The sequence below is a fragment of the Enterobacter sp. LU1 genome, assembly GCF_008271405.2.
Lineage (GTDB): Bacteria > Pseudomonadota > Gammaproteobacteria > Enterobacterales > Enterobacteriaceae > Enterobacter > Enterobacter hormaechei_C.
The window spans coordinates 4,239,137-4,253,993 of sequence record NZ_CP043438.2 but is presented as its reverse complement, the minus strand read 5'-3'; the positions used below and the strand labels follow the sequence as shown (position 1 = coordinate 4,253,993).

Below are 14,857 nucleotides of genomic sequence, written 5' to 3'. Positions count from 1 at the left end.
TAAAAAAGGAGTTAGTCATGGTTAGATTAGAGAAGAACGATCCGTTAATGTTGGCGCGCCAGCTACCATTAAAAACAGTTGCCCTGATACTCGCGGGCGGGCGTGGTACCCGTCTGAAAGATTTGACCATCAAGCGCGCCAAACCGGCCGTTCACTTTGGTGGTAAGTTCCGTATTATCGATTTTGCACTTTCCAACTGCCTGAACTCAGGCATTCGCCGTATTGGCGTCATTACCCAGTATCAGTCGCACACGCTGGTGCAGCACATTCAGCGCGGCTGGTCATTCTTCAGCGAAGAGATGAACGAATTTGTCGACCTGCTCCCGGCGCAGCAGCGCGTTCACGGGGAGAACTGGTACCGCGGCACGGCGGATGCCGTGACCCAGAACCTCGACATCATTCGTCGCTACAGCGCGGAATACATCGTCATCCTCGCCGGGGACCACATCTACAAGCAAGATTACTCCCACATGCTGATCGACCACGTCGAAAAAGGGGCGCGCTGCACCGTGGCGTGTCTGCCAGTGCCTGTTGCGGAAGCAACCGCGTTTGGCGTGATGCATGTAGATGGCGATGACAAGATTATCGACTTTGTCGAAAAACCGGCGAACCCGCCAACCATGCCGGGCGACGACACCAAATCGCTCGCCAGCATGGGGATCTATGTCTTTGATGCCGATTATCTTTATGAACTGCTGGAAGAGGACGACAAAGACGAAAACTCCAGCCACGACTTCGGCAAAGACATTATCCCGAAAATTACCAAAGCTGGCATGGCGTATGCACATCCCTTCCCGCTGTCCTGCGTGCAGTCCGATCCGAATGCGGAGCCTTACTGGCGCGATGTGGGAACGCTGGAAGCGTACTGGAAAGCCAACCTCGATCTGGCGTCCGTCACGCCTGAGCTGGATATGTACGACCAGAACTGGCCGATTCGCACGCATATGGAATCGTTGCCGCCGGCGAAGTTCGTCCAGGATCGCTCCGGCAGCCACGGCATGACGCTCAACTCGCTGGTCTCTGGCGGTTGCATTATCTCCGGTTCGGTGGTGGTGCAGTCCGTGCTGTTCCCGCGCGTGCGTATAAACTCATTCTGTAATATCGATTCGGCAGTTCTGCTGCCGGATGTCTGGGTAGGGCGTTCGTGTCGTCTGCGTCGCTGCGTTATCGATCGTGCCTGCATCATTCCCGAAGGGATGGTGATTGGGGAAAACGCGGAAGAAGATGCGCGTCGTTTCTACCGTTCGGAAGAGGGGATCGTGTTAGTAACACGGGAAATGTTGCGGAAGCTGCAAATCAAACAGGAGCGATGATGCAGGTTTTACACGTATGTTCTGAGATGTTCCCGTTGTTAAAAACGGGCGGCCTGGCGGATGTTCTTGGTGCATTACCAGCGGCGCAAATCGCCGGAGGGGTGGATACCCGCGTGTTGTTGCCCGCTTTTCCGGATATCCGGCGCGGTATTCCCGATGCAAAGGTTGTTACCCGTCGCGAGACCTTCGCGGGACGTATCACCCTGCTGTTTGGACATTACAATGGCGTAGGGATTTACCTGATTGATGCCCCGCATTTATACGATCGACCCGGCAGCCCGTATCACGATACCAACCTGTACGCCTATACCGATAACGTGATGCGCTTTGCCCTGCTCGGCTGGGTGGGGGCGGAAATGGCCGTCGGACTGGATCCGTTCTGGCGTCCAAACGTGGTGCATGCGCACGACTGGCATGCGGGGCTGGCTCCTGCGTATCTGGCGGCGAAGGGGCACCCGGCCAAATCGGTGTTTACGGTGCACAACCTGGCGTATCAGGGCATGTATTACGCGCATCATATGAATGACATCGATCTGCCATGGTCGTTCTTTAACATGCACGGACTGGAGTTTAACGGACAGATTTCGTTCCTGAAGGCGGGTCTGTACTACGCCGACCACATCACGGCGGTCAGCCCAACCTACGCGCGGGAAATTACCCAGCCGGAGTTCGGTTACGGTATGGAAGGGCTGCTGCAACAGCGCCACCGTGAAGGCCGTCTGTCGGGCATTCTGAACGGCGTGGATGAACAGATCTGGAATCCGGAAACGGACCTCCTGCTGGCGGCGCGCTATGGTCGCGACTCCGTGGAGGACAAAGCGGAGAACAAGCGCCAGCTACAGATTGCGATGGGGCTGAAGGTCAACGACAAGGTGCCGCTGTTTGCGGTGGTCAGCCGCCTGACCAGCCAGAAAGGGCTGGATCTGGTGCTGGAAGCGCTGCCGGGATTACTGGAGCAGGGCGGCCAGCTGGCGCTGCTCGGCGCGGGCGACCCGGTATTGCAGGAAGGTTTCCTCGCGGCCGCGGCGGAACATCCAGGGCAGGTGGGCGTGCAGATTGGCTATCACGAAGCGTTCTCGCACCGCATCATGGGCGGCGCGGACGTGATTCTGGTGCCGAGCCGCTTCGAGCCCTGCGGCCTGACGCAGCTCTATGGTCTGAAATACGGCACGTTGCCGCTGGTACGCCGCACGGGCGGGCTGGCGGATACGGTGTCTGACAGCTCCCTGGAAAACCTGGCGGACGGTATCGCCAGCGGGTTTGTTTTCGAGGACAGTAATGCCTGGTCGCTGCTTCGGGCGATCCGGCGTGCTTTCGTCTTGTGGTCCCGTCCATCCCTGTGGCGTTACGTACAACGTCAGGCGATGTCCATGGACTTTGGCTGGCACGTTGCGGCGCAGTCCTACCGCGACCTTTATCAACGCTTGATGTAACGAGGCGAAGTTACTGATATGAATGCTCCATTTAGCTACTCTTCCCCCACGCTCAGCGTTGAGGCGTTGAAACACTCCATCGCCTATAAGCTGATGTTTACCATTGGGAAAGATCCCGTTATTGCCAACAAACATGAGTGGCTGAACGCCACGCTGTTTGCGGTGCGTGACCGTATGGTCGAACGCTGGCTGCGCTCCAACCGCGCCCAGCTTTCGCAGGAGACGCGACAGGTGTATTACCTGTCGATGGAGTTTCTGATTGGTCGCACCCTCTCCAATGCGCTGTTATCGCTCGGGATTTATGACGACGTCAAAAACGCACTGGAAGAGATGGGGCTGGATTTAGAAGAGCTGATTGACGAAGAGAACGACCCGGGGCTGGGTAACGGTGGTCTCGGGCGTCTTGCCGCCTGTTTCCTCGATTCACTGGCGACGCTGGCGCTGCCCGGGCGCGGCTACGGTATTCGCTACGACTACGGTATGTTCAAGCAGAACATCGTGGATGGTCGTCAGAAAGAGTCTCCAGACTACTGGCTGGAGTACGGTAACCCGTGGGAGTTCAAGCGCCACAACACGCGCTACAAGGTGCGTTTTGGCGGGCGTATTCAGCAGGAAGGGAAAAAATCCCACTGGGTGGAAACCGAGGAGATCCTCGCCGTGGCCTATGACCAGATCATCCCCGGCTACGACACCGATGCGACCAATACGCTGCGCCTGTGGAACGCGCAGGCCAGTAGCGAGATCAACCTGGGTAAATTCAACCAGGGTGACTACTTCGCGGCGGTGGAAGATAAAAACCACTCCGAGAATGTGTCACGCGTCCTGTATCCGGATGACTCGACCTACTCAGGCCGCGAGCTGCGCCTGCGTCAGGAGTATTTCCTCGTCTCGGCAACGATTCAGGATATCCTTAGCCGTCACTATCAGCTGCACAAAACCTATGCGAATCTGGCGGAAAAAACCGCCATTCACCTCAACGATACCCATCCGGTGCTGTCGATCCCTGAGCTGATGCGCCTGCTGATTGACGAGCATAAGTTCAGCTGGGATGACGCGTTTGAAGTAACCTGCCAGGTGTTCTCGTACACCAACCATACGCTGATGAGTGAAGCGCTGGAGACGTGGCCGGTGGATATGCTCGGCAAAATTCTGCCGCGCCATCTGCAAATCATCTTCGAGATCAACGACTACTTCCTCAAGACCTTGCAGGAGCAGTACCCGAACGATACCGGTCTGCTGAGCCGCGCCTCGATCATTGATGAATCCAACGGGCGTCGCGTACGCATGGCCTGGCTGGCGGTGGTGATCAGCCACAAGGTGAACGGCGTGTCAGAGCTGCACTCGAACCTGATGGTGCAGTCCCTGTTTGCGGACTTTGCGAAGATCTTCCCGACGCGTTTCTGCAACGTGACCAACGGCGTCACCCCGCGCCGCTGGCTGGCGCTGGCGAACCAGCCGCTCTCCGATGTTCTGGATGAGAACATTGGCCGCACCTGGCGCACCGATTTGAGCCAGCTGAGCGAGCTGGAGCAGCACATTGATTTCCCGACGGTGAATAAAGCGGTACGGGAAGCCAAGCTGCTGAACAAGAAGCGTCTGGCGGTCTGGCTGGCGATGCATCTGAACGTGGTGGCGAACCCGAAAGCGCTGTTTGACGTGCAGATCAAACGTATCCACGAGTACAAGCGTCAGCTGATGAATGTCCTGCACGTTATTACCCACTACAACCGCATTAAGGCTGACCCGACGGCGGAGTGGGTGCCGCGCGTGAAAATCTTTGCCGGTAAGGCGGCGTCCGCGTACTACATGGCGAAGCACATCATTCATCTCATCAACGATGTGGCGAAGGTGGTGAATCACGATCCGGACATTGGCGATAAGCTAAAGGTCGTGTTTATCCCGAACTACAGCGTAAGCCTGGCGCAGCTGATTATTCCGGCGGCGGATCTCTCTGAGCAGATTTCCACGGCGGGGACGGAAGCATCCGGCACCAGTAACATGAAGTTTGCCCTGAACGGCGCGCTGACTATCGGCACGCTGGACGGCGCAAATGTCGAAATGCTGGAGCATGTGGGCGCGGAGAATATCTTTATTTTCGGGAATACGGCGGAAGAGGTGGAGGCGCTGCGCAAGCAGGGCTACTCGCCGCGTGAGTATTATGAAGAGGATGAAGAGTTACGCCAGGTGCTGACGCAAATCGCCACCGGCGTGTTTAACCCTGAGGAGCCCGGACGCTATCGCGATCTGGTGGACTCGCTGATTAACTTTGGCGATCACTATCAGGTGCTGGCGGATTACCGCAGCTACGTGGATTGTCAGGATAAGGTGGACGAACTGTACCGTCAGCAGGAGAAGTGGACCAGCGCCGCGATGCATAACATCGCCAACATGGGATACTTCTCGTCGGACAGGACCATCAAAGAGTATGCCGAGAATATCTGGCATATTGATCCGGTGCGGTTGTAAAAACAAAGCCCGGTGGCGCTGCGCTTACCGGGCCTACGGGATCGAGTAGGCCGGGTAAGGCGGAGCCGCCACCCGGCTTTTTTTCAATTACGACGCCAACGACAGTTCACGCTTTCCCGCATGCTGCTGCAACCATTGCGCCACGCGAGACTGCTGCTCGGCATTCAGCCACATCCCTTCTTTAGTACGACGCCAGATAGCATCGTCCAGACGGCGCACCCACTCGTGTTCCACCAGGTAGCGCAGTTCCGCTTCGTACAGCTCATGGCCAAAATGCTCGCCCAGATCGGCAATCTCTTTCGCCTCGCCGAGGAACAGTTCGGTGTTGCTGCCGTAGGTGCGGGCATAGTGGCGCGCCATTCCTTCGGTAATGAACGGGAAGCGGCGACGCAGCTTCGCGGCGTAATCGTCGCGGTTATCGCCGATATCGCCGCCAGGCAGCACGGCGCCTTTCGTCCACGCCGGGCCGATGCCTTTGTAATACGGCGCCAGTTTCTCCAGCGCGTGCTCCGCCAGTTTACGGTAGGTGGTGAGCTTACCGCCAAATACCGACAGCAGGGGCGCCTGACCGTCCACGTCATGAATATCAAGCGTATAGTCACGGGTGATGGCCTGCGGTGAGTCAGACTCGTCATCACACAGCGGACGCACGCCGGAGTAGGTCCAGACCACGTCATCGCGCGCCAGCTGTTTCTTAAAGTGCGCGTTGTACACTTTCAACAGGTAGCTGACTTCACTCTCGTCGATTTCAACGTTTTTCGGATCGCCCTTGTACTCCACGTCGGTGGTGCCGATGATGGAGAACTCGTCCATCCACGGGATCACAAACACAATGCGCTTGTCTTCATTTTGCAGGATATAAGCCTGTTTCTGGGTATGCACGCGCGGCACCACAATGTGGCTGCCCTTGATCAGGCGGATGCCGTACGGAGAAGGCAGGTGCATACCGTCATCGAAGAACTGTTTTACCCACGGGCCGGTGGCATTCACCAGGCCGCGCGCTTTCCAGCTAAACTTCTCACCGGTATCCACGTCTTCCGCTTCCACAATCCACAGGCCGTTTTCGCGGCGTGCGGCGGTCGCGCGGGTACGGGTTTTCACCTCGCCGCCTTTCTTCTCGACCATCTGCGCGTTAGCCAGCACCAGACGCGCATCGTCCACCCAGCAGTCGGAATATTCGAAACCGCGCACGATTTCAGGCTTAAGAACCGACTCTGAGCCAAAACGCAAACCTGTCGAACCTGGCAGGCTGGTGCGTTTACCCAGATGATCGTACATAAAAAGACCAATGCGGATCATCCACGCCGGACGCAGATGCGGGCGATGAGGCAGACGGAAACGCATCGGGATCGCCAGATGCGGAGCCATTTTCAGCAGTACTTCGCGTTCAGCCAGCGCTTCGCTGACCAGGCGAAATTCGTAGTGTTCCAGGTAGCGCAGGCCACCGTGGATCAGCTTGGAGCTGGCGGACGACGTCGCGCAGGCGAGATCGTTAGCTTCCAGCATCAGCACGGATAAACCGCGTCCTGCGGCATCAACCGCAATACCGGCACCGTTGATGCCACCGCCTATCACAATCAGATCTTTGGTTTCCATAACACCCTCATGCACTTTCGTTAAAGCTCAAAAATGTTCGATATCGCTCATAATAGCAAAGGAACGCGCTTTTGGTAACATCAAAAAAACAATTTAGAGTGATATGGATAACATAATGGCGTTTACCCGCCGCCAGGACGTACACTACGGGGTAAAATAGTGCGGTCTGATGCCCTCACCCCAGCCCTCTCCCACGGGGAGAGGGTGATCCGTTTCCCTCTCCCTCCGGGAGAGGGTAGGGTGAGGGGAAAACCGCACCACACCTGAATATAAGATGAGAACACCATGGATCAGTTTGAATGTATTAACGTAGAAGAAGCCCATCAGAAGATGCACCAGGGACAAGCGGTGCTGGTGGATATCCGCGATCCGCAGAGCTTTGCGATGGGCCACACGCCGGGCGCGTTCCATCTCACCAACGACACGCTGGGCGCGTTTATGCGCGATAACGACTTCGATACCCCGGTGATGGTGATGTGCTATCACGGCAACAGTAGTAAAGGCGCGGCGCAGTATCTGCTCCAGCAGGGTTACGACGCGGTATACAGCGTCGATGGCGGCTTCGATGCCTGGCATCGTCATTTCCCGGCAGAAGTTGAATACGCGTTTGAGCGCTGATCCCGCTATACTGTCCCCTTTTGTGTGGAAATAAGCGACCGCTGCCCATGTTGATGATCACCTCTTTTAGCAACCCGCGCGTCGCCCAGGCGTTTGTCGACTATATGGCGACGCAGGGCATTATCCTGACTATTCAGCAGCATACACAGACGGATGTCTGGCTGGCAGACGAAAGCCAGGCCGGCCGCGTGAATGACGAGCTGGCGCGTTTTCTGGAAAACCCGGGCGACCCGCGTTATCTGGCGGCAAGCTGGCAATCCGGCCAGACCGGCAGTGGCCTGCACTATCAACGTTTTCCGTTTCTCGCCACCCTCCGCGAGCGCGCAGGGCCGTTTACGCTGCTTTTGATGGCAGCCTGCATCATCGTCTTCATTATTATGAGCGTGGTGGGCGACCAGAGCGTGATGATTGCCCTCGCATGGCCGTACGATCCCTCCCTGCAATTTGACGTCTGGCGCTACTTCACGCATGCGCTGATGCACTTCTCGGTGATGCATATCCTCTTTAACCTGCTGTGGTGGTGGTATCTCGGCGGGGCGGTGGAGAAGCGGCTCGGCAGCGGCAAGCTGATTGTGATCACCCTTATCAGCGCCCTGTTAAGCGGCTACGTGCAGCACAAATTCAGCGGTCCATGGTTTGGCGGGTTATCCGGCGTGGTGTACGCCCTGATGGGTTACGCCTGGCTCAGAGGCGAGCGCGACCCGGATAGCGGCATCTATTTACAACGTGGATTAATAACCTTTGCGTTAATATGGCTTATTGCCGGATGGTTTGATCTGTTTGGTATGTCTATCGCCAATGGTGCGCACGTTACCGGCCTGGCGGTTGGGCTGGCGATGGCGCTGGCCGATACGCTCCATGCGCGAAAACGAACATAATACCCAGGGATATTTCATGAAACAAACACAACGTCATGACGCCATTATCGAACTGGTAAAAAAACAGGGATACGTCAGTACTGAAGAGCTGGTGGAGCAGTTTGCCGTCAGCCCGCAAACCATCCGTCGTGACCTCAACGACCTGGCCGATCAGAACCGTATTCTGCGTCACCACGGCGGCGCCGCGCTGCCGTCCAGCTCGGTGAACACCTCATGGCATGACCGTAAGGCGACGCAAACGGCAGAGAAAGAGCGTATCGCCCGTAAAGTGGCGAGCCAGATCCCGAACGGCGCGACGCTGTTTATTGATATCGGCACCACGCCGGAAGCGGTCGCCCATGCGCTGCTGAACCACGAGAACCTGCGCGTGGTGACCAACAACCTGAACGTGGCCAACACGTTGATGCAGAAAGACGATTTCCGCATCATCCTCGCGGGCGGCGAACTGCGTAGCCGCGACGGGGGCATTATCGGCGAAGCGACGCTCGATTTTATCTCTCAGTTCCGCCTCGACTTCGGCATTCTGGGGATCAGCGGCATCGACAGCGACGGCTCGCTGCTGGAGTTTGATTACCACGAGGTGCGCACCAAGCGCGCGATCATTGAAAACTCACGTCACGTGATGCTGGTGGTGGACCACTCCAAATTTGGCCGTAACGCGATGGTCAACATGGGCAGCATCAGCATGGTGGATGCGGTTTACACCGACGTAATGCCGCCGGCGGGCGTGATGCAGGTAATTAAGGATAACAATTTGCAGCTGGAATTGTGCTAGCGGTTGTGTCGGATGGCGCTGCGCTTACCCGACCTACAAAATTTTCTCCCTCTCCCTGTGGGAGAGGGCCGGGGTGAGGGCATCAGACCGCAGAGGATCTACACTCCATATCCCATCATCTTCAATAGCTGCTGCGCATGTTGCACTGCGTCCTGACGGTGCGCCACGCCCAGCTTCTGATACAGATTGCGAATGTGCGTTTTGATGGTGGTCGCCGCCACCGCCAGCTCACCGGCAATCTGCTCGTTGCTGTAGCCTGAGTAGATCAGCCCCAGCACCTGCCATTCACGCTGGGTGAGCGGGCTGGTGCGGATAAGTTCCGGTACTTCCGGGTGGTTCAGCAGACGTTCAACAAAGTTCTCATCGAAGTGTGCAAACTTGTGGCGATGATGCTGGTTAATCTCGCGCAGAATGCGCTGGGCGCGATGCTGATCGAGTTCCGGCAGCGTGTTGAGCTGAATCAGCTGGCGCAGCTGCTGGGCCATCACTTCACCCTCAATCACAAAGTGGCTGATAAACCCGGTGCGGTTCGCCAGCTGTAACGCTTCCAGCAGTACGCGCTGGGCATCGTTTTTACGGCCCGCCTGCCAGTAAAGCTGGTTTAACAGCAGCAGGTTGCGGTTTAAATCGCTCATCAGGCGCAGGCTGCGGGCGTTTTCGTTTAACTCTTCCAGCACAATCTCGGCAGGCTCAAAGTCACCCAGCAGGATCTGCACGCGAGCGATGTTGCGCCACTGGCTTTGCAGGAAGTGGTTATTGGCAAATTCCGGTTTAGGCGTATGACGCAGCCAGTTGGCGGCGGACTTTTTATCGCCGGTCATCTGCCAGTAAATCACCCGCACCTTATCGGCGTTGGACACCCAGTCGCTATGGTACTGCCCGTTGCCGAGCAGGTTTTCCAGGCGGTTAAGATGGTTGCGGGCATTATCCAGGTCGCCGCGCGCCAGCGAGCACTGCACCAGCAGAGCCAGACACTGGAGCTGCTGCTGCGGCTGGAAGCTCGAAAGGACATTCAGACCCTGGCGGGCGCAGCTTTCTGCTTCATCCAGACGCGACCATGCCCACAGCAGTTGAGCGCGAATACGCAACAGGAACTCGTGCATCGGCAGCTGTTCCAGATGCTGTTCACGGATCAGCTGGAACGCTTTCTCCTGGTTTTCCCAGGCGGCTTGCAGGAACCCCTGAGCAAATAAAATCTCGCTTTGCTGGATCAGGCTCCACAGGGCGTAATGCCAGACATCGTGGCGGCGCGCCATCTGTTCGGTTTGCTGCATGAGTGAAAGCGAACGCGTGAGATCGCCCTTACAGTGCAGCACTTCGCCGTGTACCGAGGTGGCCACAATACGGCTGTAAAAATTCGCCAGCGGCAGCTCATCCAGCGCGACCATCGCCAGCCGTTCGGCTTCCTCAGGGTCACCGTCGTTAATCGCCACCTGCGCACGCAGGGCGTTAAATTCGCCATGCAGGGTGGTATCCATCTCGCTTTCCATCTCCTGCTCGGCGCGCGCCAGCAGGGTGTTCACTTCGCTGTAGCGATGCTGGCTCTGCATCAGCCAGGCCTGGAGCAGCACCAGACGCGGATTCTCCAGCAGGCTTTCCCACGGCAGCGCTTTTAACGACTCTTCCAGCAGCGTCAGTTCACTGTGGTTGAACAGTCCCCACGCGTGGTTGAGCAGAATATCGCGCAGCATACCGGCATCCCCGGCGGCCAGCGCATGGTGGATAGCTTCGCTCGGGAAACCTTGCGCCATCCAGCTTTCGGCGGCGGCGCGGTGAATGTCAGGCAGCTCTGCGGCCAGTTCCCACTGGCAACGCTGGCGCAGGAAGCTGCCAAACAGCGGATGGTAGCTAAACCATTCGCCGGGATCGTCCATGCGCGTCAGGAACAGACCCTGACGTTCAATCTCTTCGAGCTGAAGCTGCCCGTTTTCAATGCCGGTGACGCGCACGATCAGCGCATCGTTCATGGAACGCAGCAGGGAGCTTTTCAGCAGGAAATGGCGGGTGGAGAGGTCAACACTGTCGAGTACCTCATCCACCAGATAATCCGACAGGTGGCTGGCGTTGATGCCCGCCAGGCGGCGTGCGGACTGATGCGTCGGGCTGTTGTTTTGCCGCGCGGAGAGGGCAATCAGCTGAAGCGCCGTGGCCCAGCCGGCAACGTCATCGCACAGGCGGCTGCTTTCCGACGCCTCAATCGGAGACGTCAGGCGGCAGTCAAAGAACTGCTTCGCTTCCTGATGGGTAAAGGCCAGCTGCTGACTGCCGATTTCCAGCAGCTGATCGCGCACGCGCAGGTTGGCAATGCCCAACTGCGGAAGGTTACGCGACAGGACAACCAGCGTCAGGTTTTCCGGCTGATGGCGCAGGAAGAAACGCATGGACTCGTGAATAACCGGGTTGGTGATCAGATGATAATCATCAATCACCACATACAGCGGGCGATGCCATTCGGCCAGCTCGATAAACAACTGGGAGAAAAGAGAGGACAGGCTGGCGTACTGGCGCTTTTGCACCATCACCTCGCTGGTGACGCAGTGTCCGTTGGTTGCCTGCTGAATCGCGGCAATTAAATAGCTGGCAAAACGCTCCTGCTGGTTATCCCCTTCATCCAGGGAGTACCAGCCAAGATCGCTTTTACCTGCCGCCCATTGCGAAATGAGCGTTGTTTTTCCATAACCCGCAGGACTCGTAACCAGCGCCAGTCGGAAATTATGCGCACCGGAAAGTTTAGCCAGCAGGCGCTCGCGGACCACAGTATGGTCAAGACGAACCGGGCGACTTAATTTGGACGGAATCAACATAGTTTTCACTTCACTGTGGGGAACGAGAGAATTTATTTTTTTTGCGCTTCGTAATTAATATCTATAAGTTCGGCCAATAGAGGAACTATTGCAAGTTATGTCTGGGTTTGGAGGCTCTGAATTTGCACTCTGTCACAAAACATTCTCATCACTGATGGAACTTTCCGTAAATGGCTGGATGCCGCGCTGCTTCTGGCTTGTCTGCATAAGTCGCGGTTGCGCTGAAACTGGTTTCAGAAAGAGATAATGACGCTGAAGTTAATTAACTTCGGGGAAAGTTGCATCGGCTTAATAGGGGTGCTGAATAATCCCGACGCGCGGAAATATTATTCTACGTAAGTAATCATTTCAGCGATGATTAATTTCCTCCGAAACTGCATTTCATTTCTTTGACGCTCTTCCGGGATCGCTTTTTCCGCGAAGCGCACACTCACACAGTGGCCTCGATCACACTTTTATGCTCATCCCCGCTACTCCTCCCTGTCTAATCCCCGACAGGAGGAGGAAGAGGCACAATGAGCCAGGCACACTAGCGTTAAATGTTTTTACTCTCTACAGGATGCCGATTCCCTATGTCACAGCCTACTTTCAACAAAGCTCAATTTCAGGCTGCCCTGACACGTCAGTGGCAGCGTTTTGGCCTTCATGCTGCAAACGAAATGACGCCTCACCAGTGGTGGCAGGCGGTGAGCGGGGCGCTCGCAGAGCAGCTGGACGCTCAGCCTGTGACGAAGCCCGTGAAAGGCCAGCGTCACGTCAACTACATTTCAATGGAGTTCCTGATTGGCCGTCTGACGGGTAACAATCTGCTGAATCTTGGCTGGTATCAGGAGGTCGGTGACGTGCTGAAAGAACACGACATCAACCTGACCGATCTGCTGGAAGAAGAGATTGATCCGGCGCTGGGTAACGGCGGTCTGGGACGTCTGGCAGCCTGCTTCCTGGATTCCATGGCAACCGTGGGCCAGTCGGCGATTGGCTATGGCCTGAACTATCAGTACGGCCTGTTCCGTCAGTCGTTTGCCGACGGCCATCAGATGGAAGCGCCGGACGACTGGCACCGCAATACCTATCCGTGGTTCCGCCACAACGCGCAGCTGGATGTGCAGGTCGGGATTGGCGGGAAAGTCACGAAGCAGGGGCTCTGGGAACCGGCGTTCACCATTACCGGTGAAGCCTGGGATCTGCCGGTACTCGGCTACCGTAACGGCGTGGCGCAGCCGCTGCGTCTGTGGCAGGCGAAGCACGCGCATCCGTTTAACCTGACCAAATTCAACGACGGTGATTTCCTGCGCGCCGAGCAGCAGGGGATCGATGCCGAGAAGCTGACCAAAGTCCTCTACCCGAACGACAACCATCTGGCGGGTAAAAAGCTGCGTCTGATGCAGCAGTACTTCCAGTGCGCCTGCTCCGTGGCGGATATTCTGCGTCGCCACCACCTGGCGGGCCGCAAGCTGGCTCAGCTGCCGGACTTCGAAGTTATTCAGCTTAACGACACGCATCCGACCATTGCCATCCCGGAACTGCTGCGCGTGCTGATCGACGAGCATCAGCTGAGCTGGGACGATGCCTGGGCCATCACCAGCCGCACCTTCGCCTACACCAACCACACCCTGATGCCGGAAGCGCTCGAGTGCTGGGATGAGAAGCTGGTGAAAACGCTGCTGCCGCGCCATATGCAGATCATCAATAAGATTAACGACCAGTTCAAAACGCTGGTGGAGAAAACCTGGCCGGGCGATAAGGCCGTCTGGGCGAAGCTGGCCGTTGTGCACGACAAGCAGGTGCGCATGGCGAACATGTGCGTGGTCAGCGGCTTTGCGGTGAACGGCGTTGCCGCGCTGCACTCGGATCTGGTGGTGAAAGATCTCTTCCCGGAATACCACCAGCTGTGGCCGACCAAATTCCATAACGTGACCAACGGCATCACGCCGCGTCGCTGGATTAAGCAGTGCAACCCGCTGCTGGCCGGCCTGCTGGACAAGTCCCTGAAGAAAGAGTGGGCCAACGACCTGGACCAGCTCATCAACCTGGAAAAACAGGCCGACAACGCGAAGTTCCGCGAGCAGTACCGTGCCATTAAGCTGGAGAACAAGGTTCGTCTGGCCGAGTTTGTGAAAATGCGCACCGGAATTGAGATCAACCCGAATGCGATTTTCGATATCCAGATCAAACGACTGCACGAGTACAAACGTCAGCACCTGAACCTGCTGCACATTCTGGCGCTGTACAAAGAGATCCGCGAGAACCCGCAGGCCGACCGCGTCCCGCGCGTGTTCCTGTTCGGTGCGAAAGCGGCGCCGGGCTACTACCTGGCGAAAAACATTATCCTTGCCATTAATAAAGTGGCGGCGGCGATCAACAGCGATCCGAAAGTGGGCGACAAGCTGAAGGTGGTGTTCCTGCCGGACTACTGCGTTTCTGCGGCTGAAATGCTGATCCCGGCGGCGGATATTTCCGAGCAGATCTCTACCGCCGGTAAAGAAGCGTCCGGTACCGGCAACATGAAGCTGGCCCTGAACGGCGCGCTGACCGTCGGCACGCTGGACGGTGCGAACGTCGAAATTGCCGAGAAGGTCGGCGAAGAGAACATCTTTATCTTCGGCCATACTGTTGAAGAAGTGAAAGCCATCAAAGCCAAAGGGTACGACCCGGTGAAATGGCGTAAAAAAGATAAAGTGCTGGATGCGGTGCTCAAAGAGCTGGAAAGCGGGAAGTACAGCGACGGCGACAAGCACGCGTTTGACCAGATGCTGCACAGCATGGACAAACAGGGCGGCGACCCGTACCTGGTGATGGCTGACTTCTCGGCTTACGTTGAAGCGCAGAAGCAGGTCGACGTGCTGTATCGCGACCAGGATGCCTGGACCCGCGCGTGTATCCTGAACACCGCGCGCTGCGGTATGTTCAGCTCTGACCGCTCAATCCGTGATTATCAGGCTCGTATCTGGCAGGCAAAACGCTAAGGAAGCGC

General features: G+C 57.0%; 9 protein-coding genes. 7 read left to right on the top strand and 2 right to left on the bottom strand.

Annotated features, from left to right (window positions below; genetic code table 11):
- The first annotated feature begins 17 nt into the window (after window positions 1–17).
- The 3 genes from glgC to glgP are packed head-to-tail and all read left to right on the top strand — an operon-like array spanning window position 18 to window position 5,212.
- Window positions 18–1,313 carry a glucose-1-phosphate adenylyltransferase gene (gene glgC / locus FZF21_RS20405; RefSeq protein WP_017384139.1) on the top strand — a complete coding sequence of 432 codons (1,296 nt, stop codon included), beginning with the start codon at window positions 18–20 and terminating at the stop codon, window positions 1,311–1,313.
- A complete protein-coding gene (gene glgA / locus FZF21_RS20400) occupies window positions 1,313–2,746 on the top strand; it encodes a glycogen synthase GlgA (protein WP_017384140.1) in 1,434 nt (477 codons plus the stop codon). The genes glgC and glgA overlap by 1 nt, the downstream gene beginning before the upstream one ends.
- Window positions 2,747–2,764: 18 nt before the next feature.
- The gene (gene glgP, locus FZF21_RS20395; RefSeq protein ID WP_149121161.1) at window positions 2,765–5,212 is read left to right on the top strand and encodes a glycogen phosphorylase; all 2,448 of its coding nucleotides are present in this window, start codon (window positions 2,765–2,767) and stop codon (window positions 5,210–5,212) included.
- A gap of 87 nt (window positions 5,213–5,299) precedes the next feature.
- On the opposite strand, the gene glpD is transcribed toward glgP, so the two are convergent.
- Window positions 5,300–6,808 carry a glycerol-3-phosphate dehydrogenase gene (glpD, locus tag FZF21_RS20390; RefSeq protein ID WP_015571453.1) on the bottom strand — a complete coding sequence of 503 codons (1,509 nt, stop codon included), beginning with the start codon at window positions 6,806–6,808 and terminating at the stop codon, window positions 5,300–5,302.
- A gap of 285 nt (window positions 6,809–7,093) precedes the next feature.
- On the opposite strand from glpD, the gene glpE reads away from it, so the two are divergent.
- From glpE to FZF21_RS20375, 3 genes are read left to right on the top strand one after another with little or no spacing between them, the layout of a single operon-like run.
- Window positions 7,094–7,426, top strand: coding sequence for a thiosulfate sulfurtransferase GlpE (gene glpE / locus FZF21_RS20385; protein ID WP_015571452.1), 333 nt, complete (start codon window positions 7,094–7,096; stop codon window positions 7,424–7,426).
- Between the two features lie 47 nt (window positions 7,427–7,473).
- On the top strand, window positions 7,474–8,304 hold the full coding sequence (gene glpG / locus FZF21_RS20380) for a rhomboid family intramembrane serine protease GlpG (protein WP_015571451.1): 831 nt from the start codon (window positions 7,474–7,476) through the stop codon (window positions 8,302–8,304).
- A gap of 16 nt (window positions 8,305–8,320) precedes the next feature.
- Window positions 8,321–9,079 carry a DeoR/GlpR family transcriptional regulator gene (locus FZF21_RS20375; RefSeq protein WP_017384141.1) on the top strand — a complete coding sequence of 253 codons (759 nt, stop codon included), beginning with the start codon at window positions 8,321–8,323 and terminating at the stop codon, window positions 9,077–9,079.
- A 98-nt stretch (window positions 9,080–9,177) separates the two neighbouring features.
- Here the strand turns inward: FZF21_RS20375 and malT are convergent, their stop codons facing one another.
- Entirely contained in the window at window positions 9,178–11,883 is a 2,706-nt protein-coding gene (malT, locus tag FZF21_RS20370; protein ID WP_015571449.1) for an HTH-type transcriptional regulator MalT, read from the bottom strand.
- A gap of 572 nt (window positions 11,884–12,455) precedes the next feature.
- On the opposite strand from malT, the gene malP reads away from it, so the two are divergent.
- Window positions 12,456–14,849 (top strand): maltodextrin phosphorylase, encoded by a 2,394-nt coding sequence (gene malP, locus FZF21_RS20365; RefSeq protein WP_033488065.1) that lies wholly within the window; start codon window positions 12,456–12,458, stop codon window positions 14,847–14,849.
- Window positions 14,850–14,857 lie beyond the last annotated feature (8 nt).